This window comes from Streptomyces sp. NPDC007157, assembly GCF_040634235.1.
GTDB lineage: Bacteria > Actinomycetota > Actinomycetes > Streptomycetales > Streptomycetaceae > Streptomyces.
Map to the genome: position 1 here is coordinate 1 of NZ_JBEYFE010000017.1, position 24,765 is coordinate 24,765.

Consider the following 24,765-nt stretch of genomic DNA (forward strand, 5'->3'; position numbering starts at 1 on the left):
CCGGGGTTACGACTTCGACAACTACCGCCGCCAGCTGTGGAAGCGCGGCATCAAGCCGGTGATCGCCCGACGCGGCATCGCTCACGGCTCCGGACTCGGCAAAGTGCGCTGGGTCGTGGAGCGCGCGTTCGCCTGGCTGCACCAGTTCAAGCGCCTGCGCATCCGCTACGAGTACCGGGCAGACCTTCACCAGGGGCTCCTTGAACTCGCCTGCTCGATCATCTGCCTGCGGCGGCTCTCTCGATCATTCTGAAACGATCAGTTAGAGGTCGCGCAGATAGGCGCTGTAGGGGCCTCGGCGGCCCCGCACGGCTGCGCGTAAACACCGTCCGCTTCGGCCGGATCGACACCCCACTCCTGCACTCGCGGCCGGGACTGGACTCCGCCGACGCGATCACAGCCGCCGGATCGACCACTCCTTTCGGCCGCTTCGGCACCTCCGAGGAAGCCGCCGCCTCGGCCCTTTACAACGGAGCGTCCGACTGCCGGCATGCCGGGATCGAGAAGGCGGCGAACGCAGTGTCCAGCAGTGTGCCGAGGTCTTCTTGGCCGCCGCTCGCACTCCACTGTCCGAGGACGATCCACAAGCATTCGAGCGCCGCCGCAACGCGAACGTGGGCGATAACCGCTGGCTCGTCGGCCGAGGAAGCTGTCTCCTGGAGTCGGGCAACGATCCCTGGTCGCCATTCGGCCTGCTTCTCCCGGAGGCGTGCGCAAAGGGCTGGGGTCTCATCGATGAGGCCGAGGATCGTCACGAGTTCCTGGACGTCGCGCACGAGGAACGTCACGGCTGACTCCAGGGCGTTGCGCAGCCTGTCCCAGTCGTCCTGGTTGGCCCGGCCGGCATCGAGGGCGTCGGCGATGACGTCACCGACAGGGTCGAAGACGAACAGGACCACGTCTTCCTTGGTGCCGAAGTAGCGCAGGAAGGTGCTCCGCGACACCCCGGCGGCTTCGGCGAGGTCGGCGAAGGTGACCTGGTTGAAGCCGGTGAGGCAGAACCGGTTGAACGCGACGCGGGCCAGCTCTGCTCGCACCGCGTGGCGGCTGATCTCACGGGTACCGACTGGCGCTGCACTCATGGGGACGAGTGTACTCCGGCACACTCGTTTGCTTCTTCGGGTACAAGTTCCTAATCTGACACTCGGTGTCAGCCGCGATGCTGAGGTTCGCGACGCTGTCCCCAGCAAGCGGCCCGTTCACGGGCCGTCCCTTACCGCGAAATGGAGCCACCTCATGAGCTACGAAGACCTTCCCGCCCTGACGATCGACGTCTCGGACAGGGTCGCGACGGTGACAATCGATCACCCGCCGCTCAATCTGATGGACGCGGTGCTCCTGCCGTCACTCCGGGCATTCGTCGCGCGTGTGCGCGACGACGCCGACGTCCGCGTCATTGTCTTCGAGAGTGCTGACCCGGAGTTCTTCGTTGCGCACGGTGACATGGCCTACCTCACCGACCCTGACGCGCTGCCTACAGCCACTCGCGCTGCGATAGCGGCCGCACCGGACTCGGCCATCCCCGAGGGCCTGAATATCCTCCAGGCGATGAGCGAGGAGGTCCGCTCGCTGCCGCAGGTCACCATCGGCAAGCTGGCGGGCTTCGCGCGCGGCGCGGGCAATGAGTTCTTCATGTACCTGGACATGCGATTCGCGGCGATCGGCAAGTCGGGGCAGGGGCAGCCGGAGTCTTTGATGGGGATCCTCCCAGGGGGCGGCGGCACGGTGAACATGACGCGCCTGGCGGGCAGGGCCCGCGCGCTGGAGCTCATCCTCGGCGCCGAACTCGTGGGCGCGGAGCTCGCGGAACGGTATGGCCTGATCAACCGTGCGCTGCCCGCCGCAGAACTCGATGCATTCGTCGACACTCTTGCCCGACGGATCGCCGGCCTGCGGCCGGAGGTGCTCTCCGTCACCAAGGCCGCGGTCGACGCGGTCGCGCAGCCCATTCCTCACGCGGCGTATGCCGTTGAGAACGAGGGCCTGTTTGCGGCGTTCGGCGATGAGGTCACCGAGCTCGCCCACAAGCTGCTCGCGGCTGGTATCCAGACCCGCGAGGGCGAACGGGACCACGAGCGCATCGCCAACAGCATCTGAGTGCCCAAGCTCTCGCCATCCGTGCGCAGAGGCTTCGTGGGAGTTCCTCAGCCATTGCCGACACGCTCGTTGTCGAGTGGTCAGGTCGTGGTTCGCCGGGCTTGTCGGGAACACGACCGGCTGAAGCGCCGGAAACGGCGGGCAGGGAAGTGGATGGAGCAAGTAGCCGTAAGCTTGACAACGCTGTTCGGCCGCGCGCACTTTGTACCGATCCGCGGTGTCGGCGCCCGAATCATCGAGCTGAGGCGCAAGGAAAAAGCGCTCTCGGGCGCTCAACGTCCGTAGTGGGCGTGTGGAGTGGCTGCATCAGCGGGTAGCGCAGGAGGATGTGCCGGACCTTGCGTCGCCGGGTGTGCTGCTGCGCTGCACGGCGACCAGGACAATCGGAACCGCGCGAAAATCCCACGCTCGCGCTGCCGGCATCCCGTAGCCTGGTCAGACCGACGCGGGGTGGAGCAGCTCGGTAGCTCGCTGGGCTCATAACCCAGAGGTCGCAGGTTCAAATCCCGCCCCCGCTACCACGATCCGGCCCCGGTGACATCTCGTCGCCAGGGCCGGAGCCATGCAGGAGAAGAGTGCGGCCGGCGTCCTCGTCATCGGGATTACAGCTCCCGACCTGGACGGAAGGGGAACACGCAGCCGCGCCATCACGTCAGCGAAGGCAGGCGCGTCACCGGCCGGTCCGGCGGTGAGATGGAAGGCCAGGGGCCGGCAGTTGCCATCGGCCGCGAGATGGATCTTCGTGGTCAGTCCGCCACGGGACCGGCCGATGGCGTGGTCGTACAGCTCGTCGGCCGGGGCCCCTTTTTGCGGGCTCCGGCCGCGTGCTGGTGGGCTCGCACGATCGTGCAGTCCACCGAGACGGTGGTCCCGCCACCGGCCACCCCGCTTCGGTGTCCGGTCCGGAAGCAACGGCTCGATCCGCGCCCACTGCGCGTCAGTCAACGGCACACCAGGACAAACGAGCAGACGATCCGAAGGGAGTGACTACACGCAGCCGATGCCATCGGTTTTCCCGGCAGCTGTCCACCAGGACACCCGGGCAGCCATCTCTTCCGGCTCTGACGGAAGAGGGGTGAGACCGAAGTGGTCTTCCAGCTCATGTCGCAGGAACTCACCGATCTCCGCCTGGTCGGCGCCCCCGGAGCCGCTGAAGGAGAGGGACGAGTATGCAGTCGTACTCCTCCTGCACCGCGTCAGCGACGCCGATCGGATCCCACTCATTGAGCAGATGCCGCGGGCCGTTCTCGGTGACGTCGGTCCCAGGTCGCATCGCTCCAGGGTGCCACCCCAGAACCGCCGTCATCACTCACCCCCACCTTGATTCAGAAGAAACCGCCTACACCAGCCCCGCTCACCTGTGGCTGGGTAGCACCGCCGAAAACCGCGCGGAATGGGCCGGTCGGCACTGCACCGCCACAGGCCCGCCCGCAGAACTCCGCGAGGCTGCTGGACGCATTCGCGTTATGGCCGCCGTCCGGGCTTGCTGCCGGAGAGGGGCCCAGCGCAATCGATGACCGGATTCACGCAGCAGAAGCCACAGGACTCCCCTCCCACCTCGTGGGGGCGCCGCGGTTTTCGTGGCTGGCCGCGGTTGGGGCGGAGCCCGCTCGCCTCTTGGAGCGGCCTACCGCGCGCCAGGTTGTTCAGCTCGGTGATCGCGGTCCCTGCGTGCGGTGCTCACGCTTCCCCGTCGTTGGTGTCCCGGTCGCTGTGGGCGAGGCGCTCGCTCTGGTGGCCTGGCGCGTCGGCTCTGCAGGGTCGGAAGCAGGCGAGGTATGCCGGGCTTGGGCCGCGGCGCTCGGTCAGGTGGAGGCCGGCGGCGTCGGCGAGCAGGTGCAGCCGGCCGAAGGGGATCCAGTGCCGGTCGAAGAACTCGCCGATCACCAGCCGCCCGCCTGGTGCCAGCACCCGTGCCGCCTCGCGCAGTACCCGATCCGGCTCGGGGATCTCGCCGAGCGCGGTCACGGCGTATACGGCGTCGAATGTCCCGTCGGCGTAGGGCAGTTCACGTGCGTCCGAGCGGGTGGGCCTGATCGTCGCCAGGCCGTCGCGATCGGCGCGGCACATCACGTGGTCGAGCATCTCCTGCTGGATGTCGAGCACATCGAGCCGTCCCTCCGGCCCGAGCTGCGGGGCGACGTGCAGCGACTGCAGGCCCGTCCCCGGGCCGATCTCCAGCATCCGCTCCCCCGGCCGCGGCCGCAGTACGGCGTCCATCCGGTCGGCGGTCAGGAACGGCAACGGCACGTCGAGCAGGCCGCGTTGGGTGTACGGATAGGGCGCCGTGTCGCCCAGCCACCAGGCGGCGGCCAACGCGGCGCCGACGCCGGCGGCGACCGCCCAGCGGGTCCGGGCCGGGATCGGGGCGACGGGGACGGCGGCGATGCGGTGCATGGTGTTCTCCGGTGGATCGATTCGGTCCGTGGTACGTAGTCGGGCGGTCGGCGTCACGCGGGCCGGCTCAGCGCCCGCAGCGCCAGCCGGCCGCACAGCGCGGCGAGCGGCAGCTCGGCGCCGAGCGCCATGGCGACCGCGGAGGCGAAGTCGCCGCCCGGGGCCGCGGTCGTGGTGTCGAACCAGGCGTCCACCACAAGCAGCGTCGCGGTCGCGGCGGCTGCCAGGGCGTCCCGCCGGTCGCCGCGGGCGGCGAGGAGGCCGGTGGCGATCAGGCCGAGCGCCTCCAGCGCGTCGAGCCCGACCCAGGCGACCGGCCAGTGCGCCGCGGTCGCGGTGGCCGGCAGGCCGGTGGCCAGCACGTACAGCCACGGCAGCAGGGCGAGCCCGCAGGCGACCAGCAGCCACCCGGCCCGCCGCATGCCCCGCGCCGGGCGCGGTTCCTCCGCCTCTTCGTGGAGCGGGATGACCTCGGCGCGGTCGAAGTCCTCGGCGCTGGCCATTTTCTCATCGCACAAGCCCAGTTGACGCATCGTCTTCCCCTGCTCCCCGCCGGCTCTCTCCTTCACGTGCTCCACCCTCCGCCGCACACCAAGGCGCCGTCAGTCACGCAGGGTTCCGACCCGGGGTGGAGATAAGTGCACCCCCGAATCGGGCGGGAGCGTCATGGCACGGGGATGGCCTGCGGCTTTACCGTTTGACGCATGCAACTCAAGACGTGGCTGCAGCTGGTGCTGGGCCGGCCGTTCCGCAGGGCGGGACACCGGACCGCGCTTGTCGCCGCCGGCCTGCCGCTCCATCTCGCCGTGGTGCCACTGTGGCTCTGGTTGGTCGGCACGATGGCGGCGTTGGTGCCGGCCGTGACTCCGCTGCCCGTGCTGCTCACGCTCGTGGCGCTGCCCGTGCTGCTCACGCTCGTGGTGACACCCCTGCTGACCGTCGGGCAGCGGCGGCGCTACCGGGCGCTCGTCGGCAAGGACCTCCCGCGCCCCGCCGCACCCGGGCCGGGACGCAACTGGAAGTCGGCGGTGCGCCGGCTGACCGGCCGGGCCTTGTGGCGGCAGGTCTGCTACCACGCCGTGGCGGGTCCACTGCTCGCTGTCCTGGACCTCGCCGTCCTCGCCGTCTGGGCCGTCGCTCTCGTGGCCGCCTCCATCTACGTGTGGATCTGGGCGCTGCCCCCGCAGTGGCGGGTCACCGACGTCGGGTACACGACGCAGGCCGCGTACATCACCGCCGGCGGCCTCGCCCTGCTGTTCCTCGGGCCCCGGCTGACCGGCGCTCTGGTGCGGCTGGAGACCCGGGCGGCCGAGGTCCTTCTCGGCCCCAGCCGCACGGAGAAGCTGGCCCGCCGGGTAGCCGATCTCGCCGAGAGCCGGGCCGGTGTGCTCGACGCCGCCGACGCCGAGCGGCGGCGGATCGAGCGCGCCCTGCACGACGGCGCACAGCAGCGCCTCGTCTCACTCGCCGTCAACCTGGGCCTGGCAAGGTCCACCCTCGGCGACCTGCCGGAGGACGCCCGCAAGGTGATCGACGAGGCGCACCGCGAGGCGAAGGAGGCGATCGCCGAGCTGAACAACCTGGTGCGCGGCCTGCATCCGGCCGTCCTTGAGGACCGCGGCCTCGACGCCGCGCTGTCCGGGGTCGCCGCCCGCCTCCCGATCCCGGTACGCGTGGCGGTGGACCTGCCGCAGCGCCCCTCACCCACGGTCGAGGCCGTCGCGTACTTCGTGGTCTCCGAAGCCCTGACGAACGTGGTCAAACACGCCCAGGCGACCCGGGCGGACGTGACCGTGGAGCGGATCGGGGAGACACTGCTGGTGGTCGTCGCGGACGACGGCGCGGGCGGCGCGGATCTCGCGGCGGCCGGCGGTGGCACCGGGCTCGCCGGGCTCGCCAAGCGCGTCGCGTCCGTCGACGGCACGTTCTCCTGCCGCAGCCCCGCCGGGGGCCCGACCGTCATCACCGTGGAGCTGCCGTGCGCGCCGTGATCGCCGAGGATTCCCTCTTGCTGCGCATCGGCGTGGTCAAGGTGCTGGAGGCGGCCGGCTTCGAGATGTGCGCGCAAGTCGCCGACGCTGAAGGGCTGCTGGCAGCCGTCGAGGAGCACCGGCCCGACATCGCCGTGGTCGACGTGCGCATGCCGCCCGGCTTCACCGACGAGGGAGTGCGCGCCGCGCTGGTGATCCGCCGCCAGTATCCGCGTACCGCCGTGCTCCTGCTGTCGCAGTACGTGGAGGAGAGGTACGCCGCCGATCTGCTCGCCGCCAACACCTCGGGCGTCGGCTATCTGCTCAAGCAACGGGTCGCCGACGTGGAGGAGTTCGCCGAGGCGGTACGCCGGGTGGCGGCCGGCGGCACCGCGCTCGACCCGCAGGTCGTCGCGCAGCTGCTGGTGCGCCGGCACAGCGATCCGCTCGACCGGCTGACACCGCGCGAGCGGGAGGTGCTGGAGCTGATGGCGGGCGGCCGGTCCAACTCAGGCGTCGCCGCCGAGCTGGTCGTGAGCGAGAGCGCGGTCGCCAAGCACATCAACAGCATCTTCACCAAGCTCGACCTGCCCAAGGCCGACGCCGACCACCGCCGCGTCCTGGCGGTGCTGCGCTTCCTGGGCGTTGCGACCGCATAGTGCGCGATCACGCCCGCATGCCCAGTCGACAACGGTGCTGAGCCCTCGCGGCCGATGGCGACTGCCGGCCCCTGGCCTTCCATCTCACCGCCGGACAGGCCGGTGACGCGCCTGCCTTCGCTGACGTGATGGCGCGGCTGCGTGTTCCCCGACGGCGTGGACGGCCCCGGACCCGGCCAGCGGCAGTCCGAGCAGACAAGGCGTATTCGTCCCGGGTCATCCGTGAACACTTCAGGCGGCGCGGCATCCGGACGGTCATCCCCGTGCCGGCCGATCAACGCGGCCACCGTCTGCGACGCGGCAGCCGGGGTGACAGGCCACCCGCCTTCGACCGCGAGACCTACAAGCAACGCAACGCGGTCGAACGCTGCATCAACCGCTTGAAACAGTGGCGAGGCATCGCCACCCGCTACGAGAAGACAGCAGCCATCTACCTGGCCGGACTCCACATTGCGAGCATCTTCCTCTGGTCAGCCAGGTGATCCAAACGAAACCGCCTAGCCGTTGATGTCGAGTGCTGTTCCGTACAGCCGGTCAACTGTCAACCGGACGACCACTCGGCGCTCGGCAACCAGCTGCTCCAGAAACGCGTCTTCATTCCCCGGCTTCGCGGCCGGCGGGATCATTCCGAGCAGTTCCCGACCAACCTCATCGCCAGGAACCGTCGTGATCTCCGAGACTTCGGCCTCGCCTTCGGCGACGGCGAACGACCACACGTCGCCGCCCTGCACATGCAGCGAGGCACGCGGGTCGCGTCGCAGGTGTCCGACCTTGATGCGGTCGACCGTCGTTGAGAACCGCACGATGCGGGCCTCGGAGTCCCAGCTGTACAGCATGGTGGTCAGGTGGGGATGGCCACTGCGCTTGACGGTGGCGAGCGTGCCGAACTGCTGACTGCCAAGCAGGTTGGAGAGGGCTTCGTCGGACAGTGGGCGAGGCGCTGGTCCTTGAGTCATGACGTGATCAACGTCCATAGCCGCCCAACAATTTCGTGGACACTATGAGCTCCATCCCCACTTTCGCCACACGCCCCAGATCAGATGGGCGTTGATCTCGACTGGGCTTCAGCGGTCGCCATGGGCTGAGGCAAACCCCGGCGGGTGGTGCACTGCTGGTCGTGCAACATCCGCCAGGTCCGCTGGAGTGGTGTATCGACGGCCACTCAACCACCTCGACTTGAGACCGTGTCGCGCCAACCCGACATCAAAGCGTTTGCACCAGCCCCGGTCGCCGCATTCCGCCTCCCCCGCAAGGTCCTCTTCGGAGGCAGCAGCGAAACCTGGACAGGCCAGTTGCAAACACCCAGGCCTGGGCACAGCAGCAGCCCGCACCCACGACATCGAGCGCCGGCCCCACGCCTGCGCCGCTCCGCACCCCACGCCCCCGGACAACACGGGCGGCTGACGGCTCCCCGACCCGGGGCACCGCGCATCCGGCCCCTCCCCGTGCCCCAGGCCGTCAGGCGCGTACCTCGCCCGAACCGCGGATCTTCAACGTGACCGGGACGATCACCGTCTGCACCGGGCGGCCGGGGTCGGCGATGCGGGCGCGCAGCAGTTCGACGGCGGTTCGGCCGATCTCGGGGGTGTGCTGGGCGATGACGGTGAGGGCGGGTTGCAGGAGATCGGCCAGGGGGACCTCGTCGAAGCCCACGAGGGCCAGGCCGGAGGCCGCTGCGGGGCCGAGGTGCCGTAGGACCGCGAGTGTGGTGTCCATGTTGCCGGTGACGAGGGCGGTTGCCGGGTCCGGGCCGTGCAGCGCCGTGTCCAGGGCGGCGGCCACCCGTTCCGGGGTGATCTCGCCGGGGTGCACCAGGCCCTCGACCGCCTCGCCGTGGGCGCGCAGGGCCGCGCGGAAGGCCGCTGCCCGCTCCCGGCCGGAGAAGACGCGTTCGCTGTCGCCGATGTAGGCGATGCGGCGGTGGCCGTGCTGGTGGAGGTGGTGGAAGGCCATGCCGATGCCGGAGGCGTTGTCGGACATGACGCAGTCCACGGAGATTCCGCTCATCGGGCGGTCCATGGCCACCAGCGGCACGCCCGCGTCCAGTTCGGGCTGGAGGTAGGCGTGGTTCTCGCCGAACGGCTCGACGATGATGCCGTCGAGGCGCTGCCGGCACATGGAGATCAGGATGTCGCGTTCCCTGGTCTCGTCGAAGTCCGTGGAGGCGGCGAAGAGGGTCAGGCCCGCGTCCCGGGCCGTTCGTTCGATCGCGGCCAGTTCGGGGTTGGTCTCGGCGATCCGGCGGACGGCGGCGCCGATCGTTCCGGTGACGCCGGTGCGCAGCTGGCGGGCCCGGTCGTCCGGGCGGTAGTTCAGCGCGGCGATCGCGGCCTCGACCTTGACGACGTACTCCGGCCCCACCGTGGGGTCGTTGTTGACCACCCGTGAGACGGTGCGCAGGGCCACGCCGGCCTCGCGCGCGACGTCGACCATCGTTGGACGCCTGGGCCGTCCCCCGCTCTCACGCTGTGTTCGCGTCATCCGGCAGCTCCTCCTTGAAACATCGGACGGATATCAGACCAGGTCTTGACACATGGCCGCAACGCGCTCCTATTCTCGGGATAACGTTATCTCGAAGGGTGACGCGGTGTCGATCCGGTTCGGGGCACCGTCATCCATCGGGCCGCATCGTCCCTTCAGGAGACTTCCATGAGGCACAAACGTCCGACCGTTGTCTGCCTCGCCGCGGCGCTCGCCCTGACCGGATGCTCCGCCGCGTCGACCGGAAGCGGGACAGGCGGCAGCACCCTGACCTACCTCACCTTCGAGACGCCCAGCCTGACCGCGACGTTCTGGGACACCTCGATCGCGGGCGCCGAGAAGAAGGTCCCGGGTGTCACAGTGAAGAAGATCGTCGCGCCGAGCACGGACCGGGACGCGTACGCCAAACAGCTCCAGGCCTCCGGGCAGTTCCCGGACCTGCTCCAGTCGATCACCCCGTCGACTTTCGCGACGGCCGGGCTGCTCAAGCCGTACGACCAGAAGTGGGTGGACGCCAACTTCCTGCTGCCCCAGGGCAACGCCTACCGGGGCAAGGTCTACATCCCGCCGACCAACTCGCAGATCATCCCCGAGGTCTTCTACAACAAGAAGCTGTTCGCCAAGGCGCACATCGCCGCGCCCCCGAAGACGTGGTCGGAGTTCATGGCCGTGTGCGCCAAGCTCAAGGCCGCCGGCGTCACGCCGGTCGAGCTGGGCGGCGGCGATCCGTTCTCCGCCTCGATGCCACTGGTCGGCATCCTCTCCGCCGACGTGCTGGGCAAGAACCCGGACTGGCTGAAGGAACGCTACGCGGGCAAGGTCAAGTTCACGGACGCCAACGTCAAGGCGGCGGTGGGCAAGTACCGGACGATGGTCAAGAGCGGCTACTTCGAGGACGGCGCCCTGGGTGTCAAGTACGCCGACTCCATCACCAACTTCACCTCCGGCAAGGCCGCGATGTACATGATGGGCAGCTGGTTCCTCGGCGCGGTGCCCAAGGACCACGCCGACGACTTCGGTGCCTTCCTCACCCCGACCGAGGACGGGTCGCTCGTGGTGCCGTTCTCGGTGGGGGGCTCCATGGCGATCAGCGTCAAGGCCAAGGATCCCGCCAAGGCGACCGCGTTCGCCGAGGCCTGGTCGCTAGACCCGGCCAACTACAAGGCGCTGATCGAGGGCGACGGCGCGTTCCCGATGCTCAAGAACAAGACCCTCGACGACTACGGCGTGGACGTCACCAAGGTCTTCAAGGACTCCTACTCCTACGTGACCCAACAGAACACGAAGGTCTCGGCGTTCGGCTGGGCGACCAATGACGACTCCATGCCCTCGGGGCTCAACAACGCCTTCTACGCGGCCAGTCAGGCGCTGTTCTCGTCCGACGACGTCGACGGACAGCTGGCCAAGCTGGACGCCGCCTGGGACTCGGCGACCAAGTGAGCCACGTCACCGGCCCGGCCCTACCGTCCCGGCGTCGGCAGATCTCCTCCGAGGGAAGAGCTATGACCACCCGAGCCGTGTCCACCCGACTACGCCGACGACGTGGCGACTTCGCCCTGGAGTCGATCGCGCTCCTCGCGCTGGGTTTGTACGTCCTCTTCGTCGCCGTTCCCGTGATCATGAGCGCCTGGAAGAGTCTCACCGACGAGAACCCGCTGCTGGCGCGGGCCGACTTCGTCGGCCTGGCCAACTACACGGAGATGGCGCACGACAGCGCGCTGGCCGGAAGTCTCGGCTTCACCCTCCTGCTGGCCGGCGCGGTGACGGTCGCGGCCAACGCCGCCGGCATCGGGTTCGCGATGCTGCTCAACAGGACGTCGCTGAGCTTCCGGATGATGCGCACCGTCGCGTTTCTGCCGCAGGTGCTGTCCGGCGTCATCGTCGGTTACGTCTGGCGCTACATCCTGGCCCGCGACGGCATCCTCGACAACGTCCTGGTCTCGCTGGGCATCATCGACAAGCCGATCACCTGGCTGGGCAGTCCGCACCTGGCCGTCCTGTCCGTGGGCATCGTCGCGGCCTGGGTGCTGACGGGGTTCACCACCGTCGTCCACCTGGCCGCGCTCCAGTCGATCCCCGTCGAGCTGTACCAGGCCGCGATGGTCGACGGGGCCGGCCGCTGGCAGCGGTTCCGCCGGATCACGTTCCCGATGCTGGCCCCGGGGACCACCATCAGCGTCACCATCTCGCTGATCACGATGCTGAAGCTCTACGACATCATCGCGGTGCTCACCTCCGGAGGCCCGGCCAACTCCACGCAGTCCACCGCTCTTTACATCATCCAGCTCGCCTTCACGGACGACCGCTACGGCTACGCCTCGGCCGTCGCGATGCTCCTGCTCGTCGTCTCGATCGCGATCGCGCTGTCCGTGACCGCGCTGCTGCGCCGCCGGGAGGTGGACCTGTGAGCACGTCGACGTCGCACCTGCCCGCGTCCCAGGAGCGGACCGTGGCCCCGCGGGCAGTAATGGTGCCGCACCCGCGCCGCCGTCCCTGGGCTACGCGGGGACACCTCGTGGCAGCCGGTCTGCTCACGCTCGCCTTCGTCAGTCCCGTCTATCTCACGATCGTCAACGCATTCAAGACGCAGGACCAGATCGTCCGCGATCCCGCGGCTCCCCCCGCTCCGCCGACCACGCACAACCTCACGGACGCCCTCGCCCGGCCCGACCGGATCGTCCAGATCGGGCTGACCAACTCCGCGGTCACCGTGGTCGTCTCGGTGCTGCTGATCATCCCGCTGGGCGCGGCCCTGAGCTTCTGGCTGTCCCGCCGCTCGTCCCGGCTGCGCGCAATCGTCCTGGCGGGCTTCGCGGCCGGCCTGATGATCCCGCCCGCGGTGATCCTGCTGCCCACCATCCGCATCCTGACCTTCCTGCACCTGGACCACACCTATCCGGGCCTTGTCCTGGCCAACGTCGGCGGCGGCTACCTGTCGTTCGCGGTGTTCGTCTACTCCGGCTTCCTGCGGTCGGTCCCCGGCGAGATCATCGAGGCCGCGACCGTGGACGGCGCCGGAAGTCTGCGGGTCTGGTGGACGATCGTCATGCCGCTGCTGCGCCCGGCCACCGCGACCGTCACGATCTTCCTTTCACTGTGGATCTGGAACGACTTCATGAATCCGCAGTTCATCCTCGGCCCGCTGCACGGTCAGACGATCACCACCGGGCTGTATCTGTCGGTCGGTCAGTTCTCCACCGACTACGCCCAGTTGTTCGGGGTGATGCTCCTGGCAGCGGTCATTCCCGTCGCCGGCTACCTCGCGCTGCAGAAGCAGTTCATCGCCGGACTGACCTCGGGAGCCACCAAGTGACCACGAACACCGCCGCCCGGGCCGCGGGCATCGGCAGCACCGGCGTCCCGGACCTGGACGACGTCGCCGGGCACTGGGTCGGCGCGGACGAGATCGCGCACCTGCCCTCCCTGCGCAACCAGCAGGGGCAGGCGCAGGTCAACCACGACCTGACCTCCCTGTCCTGGCTGGCAGCTCCGCCGTTCACCTTCGGGTATCACACCGGCGAGCTGCGCGTGGACGGCCATGTCCCGGCCGCCCAGCGGTTCCTGTGGAAACCGTGGGGCGTGCAACGCGAACACCGGAGCCCCGACGGACTGTCGCTGACCACGGACACCCGCATGGCGCTGTCCCGGGACCTGCTCCTGTGGCGGATCACGGTCACCAACGAGAGCGCCACGCCGCGCACGGCCGAGTTGGCCCAGGATCTCTTCGCGATGGTCGCCCACTCCGAGACCGGGTACGGCTGGCTGTACGACGGCCCGTGGAACCACGGCATGCACCACGACTTCATGGCGCTGGAACGCATCCGGGCCACCACCGGCGGACGCGAGCCGCATTACCTGCTGTCCCCCGCCCCGCGACGCCTGCGCCTCGGCAGGCCCCGCGTCCCAGGGATCCAACGCGATGAGGAGCAAGGCCCCATGCTCCTCGACGACGCGTTGCCTGCCCACGTCAGTCACGACAAGGAGCCGGAGCCGCGGGCCGGCGTCGAGGGTGGCGTACGCGGGCTCCGGGTGACGGCGGCCGACGGCGACGTGATCCTGCGGGCCGACGGCCCGATCGCCCTGACACCCGACGACGAGAGCTCTCTTCGTCCCTTCACGCTCTCCCCCGGCACGACCATCAGCTTCGAGCTGCGTCTCGATACGGCGGCACAGTCCGGAACGGTACTCACGCACGGCAACCATCCCGACTCGCTGCAGGTCGGTGTCGAGGACGGCCGGCTGTGGCTCGGCATCACCGGGGAACGGGAGTCCAGCGACGCCGAACTCGCCATCGGCGACTGGCACCGCATCCGCGTCGAAGTCGACGCCGACCACGTCGTACTGCGGCTCGCGGGAGCAGAACGTGCTCGTACCCGGCACTGGACCGAGTCACGCCGCTGGATCTCCCGCATCGAGAACGGAACGGTCGCCTTCACGGACTCCCGATCGCCGGCGCACGCCGCCTACGCCTTCACCCATCCGCCCCGCGAGCTGCGCAGCGAGGGCGCCGGTGGGCGGGCGAGCTGGACCTGCCGGATCGAGCCCGGCCGGAGCGTGGAAATCGGGATCGCCTGCGCGTACGGCACCGACCCCGACAGCGTCTCGGTCCAGGCCCGCACCGCGGCGCAGGACTTCGAGGCGACGGCGCGGTCCGGGAAGGACGGCTGGCGGCGGCTGTGGGCGAGCATGTTCACCCCGGGCAACCCCGAGTTCTCCGGGCACCTGCCGACCTTCACCACCGAGGACACCGGGCTCGCGCGCACCTACTACATGGGAGCTCTGCAGGCGCTGTACCTGCGCAACACCCGCATCCGGCCCGGCGAGCCGGTGTTCCTCACCGGCGGCCCCCGGCTCGGCCCCACGACCACCTACTTCTGGGACCACTGCGAGTGGAGCCGCCTGTACGCCCTGCTGGAACCGGCCGGGCTGCGTTCCTGGCTGCTGCGGGTTCTGGCCGGCCCCTACCGTGACTCCTTCGGTGTGGAGAACCTCGGCGGCGGGCCCCTGGGCAATGCCTACAGCTCCACCGACTACGCCCTGTTCCGGCTCGTCGAGCACTATGTCTGCGTCACCGGCGACCTCGCCTTCCTCGACGAGACGACCGGCGGGGCGACCGTTCTCACCCACCTGGAGCGGCTCGGGCTGGGGTGGCGCGAGCGGCGGAACCCGGCCACCGGGGGCGTACTCGCCGACTTCGGTGACGATCCGTGGCAGTTGCTGGAGTGCGTGCCCACCTACACCGGTGTCGTCGCCTCCTTCAACGGCGCGTACGTCGCCTCGACGCGCTCGTTGGCCGCACTGTACCGGCGGCTCGGCCGCGCAAAGGATGCCGACCGGGCTGACACCGACGCCGGTCAACTGGCCCACGCACTAGTGGACTTGTACGCCGGGTCGGGCCGCTGGCGGATACTCCGCCCGGACGGGACCGACACCATCGGGCACTGCCTGGACTTCGGCCTCGTCACGGCGGCACTGTCCCGCGAACTTCCGGACGGGGCGCGCCGGGAGATGGCCGACTTCGTCACCGGCCGTCTCCTGGCGGGCGGATGGATGCGGGCACTCAGCCCCGACGATCCCATCGCCGCCGCCTCCGACCGTCCCGACCACGGCGCGGCCGGCGCCTTCGCCGCCTGGCCCGGCATCACCGCACACGGCCTGGCCCGCCTCGGTTATCGCGACCGCGCGATCGCCCTTCTGCGCGGCCTGTCCGCCGCCGCCTCGGGTGGGCTGTGGGGCCAGGCCATGGAGATCGTCACCGGTCCGGACGGGCAGTACCAGGCACGGGTGGCCGAGCGTGGCACCGCCACCCGCGACAACATCGCGGGCGCGGCCGGCGCGGAGGCGGTGCTCTCGGCCCTGTTCGACATCAACCCGACGTTCGCCGCCGGCGGGTGGGCGCCACTGCCCGCCACCTTGTCCGTCGAGGGCGTCGGGACACTCACGCAACTCGGTCCGCTCGCTTGACCGCCCCAGACCGTACTGGCAGAGAGGCTGACATCGTCATGCCGTCAGTTCGCGGCTACGAAGCCGACCCCTGCCACCGTGTCACGGGCGAGGTCGGTGCCGGACACCGGGACGCGGTCGCCGGGCTCGCTCCCGGGCAGGTCCTCGCCGTCGACGGCCCGGTGGTCGTCGACGGCGAGACGGTCACAAGCGGCATCCGCGACGCGCTGGCCGCCCGCGACATCCCCTCGAAGCAGATCGACACGCGCGAACACTTCGCACCCTGGCAGGACATCCTCGCCCTCACCGCGTCCGCGGAGCCGGCGGACGAGCCGGACTTCGCCGCGCTGTCGCGGGCCGGGCTCGCCGACTTCTTCACCGGCCTGCCGCAGCCCGAGGCCCCCGCCCGATGCCGTCACGGTCGTCGCCGGACCGGGAGCGGCCCTCGTGCCGTACGACCGGCTCTGGTACGCGGACCTGCCCAAGCGCTACGCCGAGGCCGGGATCACCGGCGGGACCGGGCGCAATGTGGGGCAGCCGGCCGATACCGGAGCGGGCACCACACGCCGGCCGTTCTACGTCGACCGGCCCGTCCTGGACCGGCACCGCGACAGCCTCGTCGGCGCCGTCGACCTGTGGCTGGACACCCAGGACCCGCAGGCTCCGGCCGGGCTGGAGGGCACCACCCTGCGCGAGGCTACCCCGCCGCTCTCACACGCCCGCTCAAGGAGAGCGGTATCCGGATGTACGACGAGCAGAAAGGTCACATGAAGTGGCATCCTCACTTCGTCACCGGCGACGCATCAGCACCCTGCTGGCCGCGGCCCTGGTTGCCATCGGCCTCACCGCCGTCCAAGGCAGCACGTCGGCCGCAGCCGCCGTACCGGCGCTCAGCGACCCCACGGCGGCCCAGGCGCTGCGCACCGTTGCGCGGTTCCAGGGCGAGTGGCACTCCCCGCCCACCACCTTGGCCAACGGCGAGACCGTCGACGCCCCGCTGATGGGCAACGGCGACGTCGGCGTCGCGGTCGGCGGCTCCATCGACGACCAGACCTTCTACCTGGGCAAGAACGACTTCTTCTCCACCGCGACCAACGGCATCGAGCCGCTGGGCCGGATCGTGCTCGCCGTCCCGGGGCTGGCCGGCGCCGACCATCACGTCGTACAGAACATCGCGCAGGCGCAGGTCGAGGGCACCTACACGCTCGGCGACCAGACGCTCTCGTCAAGGAGTTGGGTCTCGGCCACCCAGAACCTCTTCGTCACCACGCTGCGGCTGTCCGGCTCACGCGCGCAGGACGCGACCGTCACCGTGCAGGACGGCCTCGGAAAGACTCCGGCGACTTCCAGCGACGACGGTGTCCTTGACGCCGATGTGCAGGCCGGCGCCACCGACGCGCCGGGCAACCCCCACGCTCGTATCGCGACGAACGTGCGCGGCACGTCCGCGAGACCGTCAGGCGACCGGATCAGCCTCACTCTCAAGCCCGGCGTGACCTACACCCTCGCGGCGGCGATACAGAGCAGTCACGACACGCCCCGCTACCGGTCCGTCGCCCACTCGACGGCCGCCACACTGACCGACGGTTCACTGGCGAAGCTGTACGCGGCCCATGAGTCCTGGTGGCGTGCGTACTGGTCCCGGTCGTTCGTGCAGATCCCCGACCAGGCCGTGGAGAAGAGCTGGTACGGCTCGCTGTATCTGCTCGGCTCGGTCTCGCGCGCCGGGAAGTACGCTCCCGGTCTGTGGGGCAACTGGACCACCGGGGCCATGAACTGGTTCGGCGACTATCACGCCAACTACAACTACGAAGCGGCGTTCTATCCGGCGCTGTCCACCAACCACGTTGCCCAGATGGGCAATTACGACGACCCGATCCTGGACTGGATGCCGAGAGGCAAGGCGAAGGCGGCGGCAGCCGGTTACCAGGGCGTGCTGTACCCGGTGGGCATATCTCCCAACGGCACCAGCGCCGCAGACGACCTGTACAACCAGAAGTCCGACGCCGTGAACTTCGCCAGCGACATGGTCATGAAGTACGAGTACACCCGCAGCGCCTCCTACGCGCGCAAGGTCCTGCCCTACCTCCGGCAGGTCGGACTGTTCTGGCAGGACTACCTGACCTGGGACGCGGCCACGGGCACGTACAGCATCGAGAACGACGCGCCGCAGGAGGGCGGCGTCTACCCGCAGACCAACAGCATTCTCTCCCTCGGACTGGTGCACCTGCTGTTCCAGGGTCTGATCGACATGAGCAAGGACCTGCACACCGACGACTCGCTCGTCCGCACCTGGCAGCACATCGACAGCCACCTCGCGCCGCTGCCCACGATGGAGCGCAACGGCCAGACCGTCTTCCGGCAGACCTCCGAAGGGTCCGGCTGGGTCAGCGACGGCAACGACGTGGCCGTGCAGGCCGTCTACCCGGGCCTGCAAGTGGGCTTGAACAGCTCCGCCGACCTGCTTCGGACCGCGCGCGACACCGTCACGCAGCTGAACAACTGGCACAGCGACAACTCCCCGGCCACCCTGTACGCGGCCGCGGCGATGGTCGGCTACAACCCCAGCACGCTGATGGAGGAACTGCACGCCGAGGCCACCGCCTCCTCGTATTCGAACATGGCGGTGCACCACTACGGCGGCGGCATCGAGAACCTCAACGTCACCACCTCGGGGCTCGACGAGATGCTCCTGCAGTCCTTCCAGCACGACATCAAGGTCTTCCCGAACTGGCCCGCGAACTCAAACGCCAAGTTCGGCGGCCTGCTCGCCTACGACAACTTCCTGGTCTCCAGCAGCATCCGCGACAACGCCGTCGAATACGTCCGGATCACCAGCCAGTCCGGTAAGAACCTCACCGTCACCAACCCCTGGCCCGGCAAGGCCATGGAGTACTACGTAGACGGCGTCCACAAGGGCACTCTCTCGGGCACCACGATCAAACTGCACACCACCGTCGGCCAGACCATCGACCTCGCTCCGGTCGGAACCAGCGAGGCCACCGTCCGGCACGCGTTGTCCCAGCCGGCCAAGGCCGGGACGACCAGTTCGCTCACCACCGGCTTCGAGACCGGACAGACCCAGCCGACCTGGACCGACACCGTCGACGACGTCGACACCAAGGGCGACGGCAACTACGGGATCACCGGCCTGTGCTGCGGCCTTACCGGCCCCCAGGCGGCCGTGCGGACCGGTGAACAGGCCCACACCGGTGACGCGGCGCTGATGTACTCGGGCTACGCCAACGGCGGCTCGTACGACCACGCGTACCTGCAGGTCTACGGCTTCAACGGTGCACCGCTCACCGTCCGCGGCGACACGACACTCAGTTACTGGATCTTCCCGCAGTCCGATGCCACCACACCTTGGGTGTCCGCCGGATCCGGCAGCAGCACCTGCGTCGCCATCGACCTGATCTTCACCGACGGCAGCGCCCTGCGGGATTCCGGAGCCACCGACCAGTCCGGCAACGGGATCCATCCGGCTGGGCAATGCGGACGCCTCGCGCTCGACAGGTGGAACCACGTCACCGTGAACCTCGGCACGGTCGGGGCGGGGCAGGCGATCAGCAAGGTGCTCGTCGGCTTCGACCACCCGGGCGCGACCGGCGGCTACCGCGGCTACATCGACGACCTGAGCATCGGCTGACAGCGGGGGTCCGGTCGACCGACCGGATCCCGTCGCCCGCTCCTCGTTCCACGTGCACCTGTTCCCGGACACCACCCCCACGGCAACTCGCTGCCCGATCAACCAAGTTAAACCCGCTCAGTTGCGCGTCTCACATCATGATCCGGAGGCGGCTCCCACGGAAACGCACTGGTCAGTCGAACATGGCGCAGTTGACCGCGTCCATCAGGGCCGCGCCGGTCTGGTGCGCCTGCTTGTTGAGAGTGGACGTGGCAAAGAAGAAGGCGGCCGTGCGATGGCCGGTGGAATCGGTGACGTTGTAGGTCGCATAGCCCGGGACGACGCCGACGTGGTCCCAGACCGTGCCACAGTCGGTCTTCGCCGTCTCGATGCCCAACCCGTAGCCGAGCTCGTCCGGGTCCCCCGGCCCGTCCTCCGGCACGGTGGTGCGCATCTCGGCCAGTTGGGCGGCGGGCAGCAGGCGGCCCGACATCAGCGCGCCGTAGAAACGGGACCAGTCACCGGCGGTGGACACGATCGCGGCATCCGCTCCGTCGGCCGTGACGTAGTCGCCGGTGACGTCCACGTGGTCGTCGTGCTGCGGTCCGGCGTAGTTCCTGAACTCGTCGGGGACGTCCGGTGGCATGTGGGCGGCGTCAGGTTCGTAGCCGTGCGCGTGCCGGTCGTGCCAGGCGGAGCCGGTGGCGTAGAAGGTGTGCCGGAGCCCCAGGGGTCCGGCGATCCGCTCCCGCACCAGCGCCGCAAGTTTCTTACCGGTGGCCTTCTCCAGGACGGCACCGATCGCGATGTAGTTGGTGTTGCTGTACGACCACTCGGTGCCGGGCTCGAACAGTGCCGGGTGTCTGCTCACCAGGCTCAGGATTTCCTTCGACGTCCATACGTGGGAGTCCCGGCCAGTGAGGGCCGGTGCGAGGGCGGGGTCGTCGGTGTAGTCGAACAGCCCACTGGTGTGGTTGAGCAGCATGCGCAGGGTGATCGCTCTGCCGTTGCGTACCTGGCCGGGCAGCCACTTGTCGACCGGGTCGGTGAGGGCGAGTCTGTGCTCAGCGACCAGTTGCAGGACGAGGGTGGCCATCACCGTCTTGGTGTTGGACGCTTCTCGCACCTCGTCGTCCGCCCTGAGCCGATGGTCCTTCTTCGTCCAGGCGGCCTGCTCGGAGATCTCGATGGGCCTGCCGTGACCGTCGTCCACCCGCACGATGACCCCAGGCACTCCTTCTTCCACCAACTTCCGCGCCAACTCCCGCAGGTGAGCGCGTGTCTGCGCAGTGCCGTCCTGTCGGACCGCCGAGGGCGTCCGAGGGCCGATGGCCGCACTCTCGCGGACCGCCACACTCTCGTGCACCGTGTTCGCACTCGACGGGGTCGCAGCGAGGGGCACGACGAGGGCCGCGGACACCGCAACCGTTGCTACTGCGCGAAACCCCGTCAGTTGCGGGCGCCGTCGCACACGCACATTCACACGCAATTCATGCTCCTTCGAGAATCCGGGAAGGCCGTCGGGCACGATCGGGGGACGGGAAGGAGAACACACGACTCCGCCCGGCGAGTTGCCGCCCGGCCCTGAGGCGAAGCCACCTCCGGCGGCCCCGGCACGGCCCTGGGGAATCCTTCGGAGAATAGTCGAAGGCGGGGGGTGAAAAAGATGAATATCGGTTACTCAACCGTGTTTTCCTGGGTGGAGTCCGCGAAACGAGCGGTTGCGGCGAGTTGTTGAGCTCGACCTCGATGTCCCGTGACGACCGGCCGGCTTCACCTACGGACCACGAACCCCTGGGAAGAGATCCGCGAAGTCAAGATCGTCACCGTCAGCAGACCGCGCTTCCCGCATGCCCGCCAGGTGGTGTGCGTCCGCCGCAAGCGCCGCCGCATCGGCGAGAAGGAGCGGCAGGCCGAGACCGCCTACGCTGTCACCGGCCTGCTCGCCGAGCAGGCCACCGCGAAGAAGATCGCGGCCCGGGCACGCGTGCACTGGGTCATCGAGAACACCGTCCACCGGACCAAGGACGTCACCCTTAGCGAGGGCGCCAGTCAGGTCCACCACCACAGCCCGGTCGTCGTGAGCGGCTTGCGCGGCTCGGCCCGCGCTACCCTCCACCGGGCCGGTGGGTCGGCATCGCCGACGGACGACGTGCTTACGCCCAGTCCGAAGCGGTCCCCGCCCTGCGCGGTATCCGGTGATCAAATCGGACGCCCACGCCGCGGCGCCCTGAGGATCTCCCGTGTGCCGTGGCGCTCCCCGCGGATAGGGTGGACGGTGATCGACAGGGACGGGCTGGGTGAGGGCGGCGGACGGCGTGGGCGGTGCCGAGGAGAGCAGGAGCACGGGTACCGGGCGCCCGACGTCACGGGACGTCGCCCGGCTCGCCGGCGTGTCGCACACCGCGGTGTCCTTCGTGTTCAACGGCCGAGCCGAGGGCAACCTCTCCCCCGCCACCCAGGAACGAATCCGGCAGGCAGCGGCCCGGCTGGGCTACCGCCCCGACCCGGTGGCCCGCGGTCTGCGCCGTCGCCGTACGGCCGTGATCGGGCTGGTCACCGACGAGATCGCGTCCTCGCCGTTCGCCGGTCGGCTGCTGCGCGGCGCCATGGAGACCGCCTGGGACAGCGACCATCTCGTCCTCACCGTCGACTCCGGCGGTGATCCGGCCAAGGAGGACGCGGCCGTCGCGGAACTTCTCGACCGGCGCGTGGACGGCATCATCTACGCGGCCATGTCACTGCGCCGGGTCCGCGTCCCCGAAGGCTTGCACCGCACCCACTCCGTGCTGGCCAACTGCCTGCCCGAGGACGACTCCCTGCCCGCCGTGGTCCCTGCCGAGCGCGCAGGTGGCCGCAGCGCGGCCCGGCTGCTGCTCGGTGCGGGCCACCGCCGGCTCGCCGTGATCGGCGGTCTGGACGACATCGCCTCGGTGGAACGTACCCGCGGCTTCCGGGACGCGCTGCGCGCCGAGGGCGTCACCCTGCCCGCGGAGTGGATCGTGCGCGGCGGCGGGGAGATCTCCGCGGGATACGCGGGGGCGCTGCGCCTGCTCGACGGGGTCGAGCCGGGCCGCCGCCCCACTGGCGTCCTGTGCTACAACGACCGGGTCGCGGCGGGTGTCCTGCACGCCGCGACCCGGCTCGGGATCGACGTGCCCGCCGATCTGTCGGTGGTCGGTTACGACGACCAGGAGCACATGGCCGCGTTCCTCACCCCGCCGCTCACCTCGGTCGCACTGCCGCACCGGGCGATGGGCGAGGCGGCGGCCCGGCTGCTCCTGGACGCCATCGAAGCCGGCCCTACGCCGCCCGCGACCGTCCGGCGCCTGGCCTGCCCTGTGGTCAGCCGCGCCTCCGTGGGTCCGGCGCCCACCCGGTGACCCGGACACGCGGCCCGTCGACGGCCAGCTCGGCGATGTCGCCGGGGCGCAGGTAGACGCGCTCGGTGACCATGGCCCGTTCCGCGACGAAGAGTTCGAGGAGCGAGCCGTCGACGAGCAGTCGGAGTGCGAGTTCCGGCGCCTTCGGCACGTGCGCGGTGATCGGGGCGGAGCCTTCCCTGCCGGTCCGGGGCCAGGCACTGCGGTCGAGGACGACGGTCCCCGAGGCAGGGTCCGCCCGGACGGTCAGCTCGCGGCCCGACACGTCCCGGAGCAGGCTTACCGTGGTCGGTTCGTAGACGGTGATCGTCAGGTCGTACGTGTGGGGAAGCGGAATCCGGCCCGGCGCGGTGACGAACGGCTCGACCGGGCGCAGCGAGTCGAGTTCCGGAGCCGGACTCACACGCAGTGAACCGTCGGGGTGGACGTCGACGACCCGTGGCGCGGTGAGTACGCCCGCCCATCCGGCCCGCTGTATCTCCTCCTGCGGGCGGGCCTCCCACGACCAGCCCCACAGCAGTGCGCGGTCCGGCTCCTGGAGCACGGCGGGAGCGTAGAAGTCCCGCCCCTGGTCGAGCCGGCCGCCGACGCGCGGCACGAACCTCAACGAGCCCTGACCATCGGCCTGCAGACGGCCCGTCAGGTATCCGGTGGAGCAGGGATCTCCGTCCCACAGGGACACCAGAAGCACGTGGTCGCCGCCTGCTGTCCGGTACAGGTGCGGGCACTCCCAGCCCACCGCCTTGTCGCCGAACGCGCCCGCGGCCACCGGGTCCCTGCCGTCCAGCAGTACACCGGCGAACCGCCACTCGGTCAGGTCGTCGCAGTCGTAGAGCAGGACCGACGGCGTGCCGTCGGCGTGCCCGGCCCCGACGAGGGCCCAGCGCCTGTCCCCGCAGCGGAAGACGAACGGGTCGCGGAACATCACCACGTCCAGTCCCGGCGGCGGCCCTGTCACCACCGGCGTCGGCAGCGGCTTCCACTCGGTCAGCCGCTCGTCGTCCGGGTCCGCCGCCCGCGCCAGGCAGATGGTGCCGAGTCCGGTGTGGGCATGGTCGACTCCCGTGTACACGGCGGTCGGTGTGCCGGCGTCGTCGGTCACGCAGCCCGACCAGCAGCCGGCCTCGTCGGGTCCGCCGGGCGTCGGGGCGAGCGCGATCGGGTGATGCTCCCAGTGCGCGAGGTCGGTGCTGGAGGCATGACCCCAGTGGACGTTCGCGTGCACCGGTGCGTCGGGGTTGTGCTGGTAGAAGAGGTGGTAGCGGTCCCCCCAACGGAACGGCCCATTGGGGTCGTTGATCCAGCCGACGGGCGGACGGACCCTGAAGCGCGGCGCGTTGGGGTCATTGCTCAACGGTTGACTCCTGCCGAGGTGATGCCTTCGCGGAGAGGGCGCTGGCCGACGGCGAACACGGCGACGGCGGGGAGCATCGAGAGCACGACCCCGGCCAGGACCACCGAGATCGACCCGGTGCCGAGGTTGCCCTGCAGGGAGACCAGACCCAGCGGAAGCGTGTAGTTCTGGCTGGAGGTCTCCAGGATCAGCGGGCGGAAGAACTCGTTCCAGTGGTAGTTGAAGGCCAGCACGCCGACGATCGCCAGGCCGGGAGTGGCCAGCGGCGCGTACACCGAGCGGAAGATCCGCCAGGGCCCCGCGCCGTCCAGCATGGCCGCCTCGCCCAGGTCCTTCGGCATACCGAGGAAGTACTGGCGCATCAGGAAGGTGCCGAAGGCCGTCGGGAAGGCCGGGATGATCAGGCCGAGGAGCGTGTCGGTGAGGCCCATCGACTTCAGCACCAGGAACACGGGCACGATGGTGACCTGCAACGGCACCATCATGGTCGCCAGGACCAGGCCGAAGAGCGGCTTCTTGAACCGGAACTCCAGGCGCGCGAAGGCGTATCCGGCCAGGCCCGCCGTGATCATCTGGCCGACGGCGATCAGTGCCGTCACCAGCGTGGAGTTCAGGGCGAGCAGCCACACGTCGATCTGCTGGAAGACCCCGCGGTAGGCCGCGGTCGTCGGGTGCGTCGGGATGATCTGCGGGGGCAGGTCGAAGGACTGGGCCGGGGTGCGCAGGGAGGTGGCGACGGTCCAGATGACCGGGCCGAGCGTCAGTAGGGCGCACACGGTCAGTCCGGCGATCCGGGCCCAGGGGGTGAGTGAGTAACGTACGCGACTCAGGGTCGGGGTTGCTTGGCTCATGC

20 protein-coding genes, 1 tRNA gene and 2 pseudogenes are annotated in these 24,765 nt (G+C 69.7%); 13 read left to right on the top strand and 10 right to left on the bottom strand.

The features are described from left to right. Positions 1-253 (top strand): transposase (locus ABZ642_RS27960; RefSeq protein WP_360489204.1); only part of this gene is annotated, 253 nt, incomplete at its 5' end. Positions 254-464: 211 nt separating this feature from the next. Here ABZ642_RS27960 and ABZ642_RS27965 read toward each other — a convergent pair. Then, positions 465-1,082 (bottom strand): TetR/AcrR family transcriptional regulator, encoded by a 618-nt coding sequence (locus ABZ642_RS27965; RefSeq protein WP_360489205.1) that lies wholly within the window; start codon positions 1,080-1,082, stop codon positions 465-467. A 154-nt stretch (positions 1,083-1,236) separates the two neighbouring features. On the opposite strand from ABZ642_RS27965, the gene ABZ642_RS27970 reads away from it, so the two are divergent. Together ABZ642_RS27970 and ABZ642_RS27975 are read left to right on the top strand one after the other, a co-directional pair. After that, on the top strand, positions 1,237-2,097 hold the full coding sequence (locus tag ABZ642_RS27970) for an enoyl-CoA hydratase/isomerase family protein (protein WP_360489206.1): 861 nt from the start codon (positions 1,237-1,239) through the stop codon (positions 2,095-2,097). A gap of 444 nt (positions 2,098-2,541) precedes the next feature. Next, positions 2,542-2,618, top strand: a tRNA-Met gene (locus ABZ642_RS27975). A gap of 106 nt (positions 2,619-2,724) precedes the next feature. Here the strand turns inward: ABZ642_RS27975 and ABZ642_RS27980 are convergent. From ABZ642_RS27980 to ABZ642_RS27990, 3 genes and pseudogenes are all read right to left on the bottom strand, one after another. Next, positions 2,725-3,009 (bottom strand): annotated as a pseudogene (locus ABZ642_RS27980) (hypothetical protein); the annotation flags it as partial. Between the two features lie 768 nt (positions 3,010-3,777). Next, complete coding sequence (locus ABZ642_RS27985; protein ID WP_360489207.1) at positions 3,778-4,494, bottom strand: methyltransferase domain-containing protein; 717 nt, start codon at positions 4,492-4,494, stop codon at positions 3,778-3,780. Positions 4,495-4,547: 53 nt separating this feature from the next. Beyond that, positions 4,548-5,063, bottom strand: coding sequence for a hypothetical protein (locus tag ABZ642_RS27990; RefSeq protein WP_360489208.1), 516 nt, complete (start codon positions 5,061-5,063; stop codon positions 4,548-4,550). 135 nt (positions 5,064-5,198) lie between these two features. On the opposite strand from ABZ642_RS27990, the gene ABZ642_RS27995 reads away from it, so the two are divergent. The 3 genes and pseudogenes from ABZ642_RS27995 to ABZ642_RS28005 all read left to right on the top strand — a co-directional run. Further along, the gene (locus tag ABZ642_RS27995; RefSeq protein WP_360489209.1) at positions 5,199-6,485 is read left to right on the top strand and encodes a histidine kinase; all 1,287 of its coding nucleotides are present in this window, start codon (positions 5,199-5,201) and stop codon (positions 6,483-6,485) included. Next, positions 6,473-7,123 (top strand): response regulator transcription factor, encoded by a 651-nt coding sequence (locus tag ABZ642_RS28000; RefSeq protein ID WP_067360243.1) that lies wholly within the window; start codon positions 6,473-6,475, stop codon positions 7,121-7,123. Before ABZ642_RS27995 ends, ABZ642_RS28000 begins: the two co-directional genes overlap by 13 nt. 44 nt (positions 7,124-7,167) lie before the next feature. After that, positions 7,168-7,605: pseudogene (locus ABZ642_RS28005) on the top strand (IS5 family transposase); the annotation flags it as partial. Positions 7,606-7,620: 15 nt separating this feature from the next. On the opposite strand, the gene ABZ642_RS28010 reads toward ABZ642_RS28005, so the two are convergent. Further along, positions 7,621-8,079 carry a PPOX class F420-dependent oxidoreductase gene (locus tag ABZ642_RS28010; RefSeq protein WP_360489210.1) on the bottom strand — a complete coding sequence of 153 codons (459 nt, stop codon included), beginning with the start codon at positions 8,077-8,079 and terminating at the stop codon, positions 7,621-7,623. A gap of 502 nt (positions 8,080-8,581) precedes the next feature. Continuing rightward, the gene (locus ABZ642_RS28015; protein WP_360489211.1) at positions 8,582-9,556 is read right to left on the bottom strand and encodes a LacI family DNA-binding transcriptional regulator; all 975 of its coding nucleotides are present in this window, start codon (positions 9,554-9,556) and stop codon (positions 8,582-8,584) included. A 216-nt stretch (positions 9,557-9,772) separates the two neighbouring features. Between ABZ642_RS28015 and ABZ642_RS28020 the strand changes: the two genes are divergently transcribed. The 4 genes from ABZ642_RS28020 to ABZ642_RS28035 all read left to right on the top strand — a co-directional run bounded on the left by ABZ642_RS28020 (position 9,773) and on the right by ABZ642_RS28035 (position 15,568). After that, complete coding sequence (locus ABZ642_RS28020; RefSeq protein ID WP_360489212.1) at positions 9,773-11,044, top strand: extracellular solute-binding protein; 1,272 nt, start codon at positions 9,773-9,775, stop codon at positions 11,042-11,044. A gap of 62 nt (positions 11,045-11,106) precedes the next feature. Next, positions 11,107-12,012, top strand: coding sequence for a sugar ABC transporter permease (locus ABZ642_RS28025; RefSeq protein WP_360489213.1), 906 nt, complete (start codon positions 11,107-11,109; stop codon positions 12,010-12,012). A 107-nt stretch (positions 12,013-12,119) separates the two neighbouring features. Further along, positions 12,120-12,917, top strand: a complete 798-nt coding sequence (locus tag ABZ642_RS28030) for a carbohydrate ABC transporter permease (RefSeq protein WP_360489214.1) — start codon at positions 12,120-12,122, stop codon at positions 12,915-12,917. Next, a complete protein-coding gene (locus tag ABZ642_RS28035) occupies positions 12,914-15,568 on the top strand; it encodes a hypothetical protein (protein WP_360489215.1) in 2,655 nt (884 codons plus the stop codon). The genes ABZ642_RS28030 and ABZ642_RS28035 overlap by 4 nt, the downstream gene beginning before the upstream one ends. 44 nt (positions 15,569-15,612) lie before the next feature. Here ABZ642_RS28035 and ABZ642_RS28040 read toward each other — a convergent pair whose 3' ends face one another. Next, positions 15,613-15,822 carry a hypothetical protein gene (locus tag ABZ642_RS28040; RefSeq protein WP_360489216.1) on the bottom strand — a complete coding sequence of 70 codons (210 nt, stop codon included), beginning with the start codon at positions 15,820-15,822 and terminating at the stop codon, positions 15,613-15,615. Positions 15,823-15,994: 172 nt separating this feature from the next. On the opposite strand from ABZ642_RS28040, the gene ABZ642_RS28045 reads away from it, so the two are divergent. Next, positions 15,995-16,318 carry a hypothetical protein gene (locus ABZ642_RS28045; protein ID WP_360489217.1) on the top strand — a complete coding sequence of 108 codons (324 nt, stop codon included), beginning with the start codon at positions 15,995-15,997 and terminating at the stop codon, positions 16,316-16,318. A 1-nt stretch (position 16,319) separates the two neighbouring features. Beyond that, positions 16,320-19,196 carry a hypothetical protein gene (locus tag ABZ642_RS28050; protein ID WP_360489218.1) on the top strand — a complete coding sequence of 959 codons (2,877 nt, stop codon included), beginning with the start codon at positions 16,320-16,322 and terminating at the stop codon, positions 19,194-19,196. 172 nt (positions 19,197-19,368) lie between these two features. On the opposite strand, the gene ABZ642_RS28055 is transcribed toward ABZ642_RS28050, so the two are convergent. Then, positions 19,369-20,409 (bottom strand): serine hydrolase domain-containing protein, encoded by a 1,041-nt coding sequence (locus tag ABZ642_RS28055; protein WP_360489219.1) that lies wholly within the window; start codon positions 20,407-20,409, stop codon positions 19,369-19,371. A 1,084-nt stretch (positions 20,410-21,493) separates the two neighbouring features. Between ABZ642_RS28055 and ABZ642_RS28060 the strand changes: the two genes are divergently transcribed. Next, positions 21,494-22,558, top strand: coding sequence for a LacI family DNA-binding transcriptional regulator (locus tag ABZ642_RS28060; protein WP_360489373.1), 1,065 nt, complete (start codon positions 21,494-21,496; stop codon positions 22,556-22,558). Here ABZ642_RS28060 and ABZ642_RS28065 read toward each other — a convergent pair. Together ABZ642_RS28065 and ABZ642_RS28070 are read right to left on the bottom strand one after the other, a co-directional pair. Next, positions 22,521-23,912 (bottom strand): glycoside hydrolase family 32 protein, encoded by a 1,392-nt coding sequence (locus tag ABZ642_RS28065; RefSeq protein ID WP_360489220.1) that lies wholly within the window; start codon positions 23,910-23,912, stop codon positions 22,521-22,523. The genes ABZ642_RS28060 and ABZ642_RS28065 overlap by 38 nt on opposite strands. Continuing rightward, positions 23,909-24,763: a carbohydrate ABC transporter permease gene (locus tag ABZ642_RS28070; RefSeq protein WP_360489221.1), complete on the bottom strand. Its 855-nt coding sequence runs from the start codon at positions 24,761-24,763 to the stop codon at positions 23,909-23,911. The genes ABZ642_RS28065 and ABZ642_RS28070 overlap by 4 nt, the downstream gene beginning before the upstream one ends. Positions 24,764-24,765: the final 2 nt, after the last annotated feature.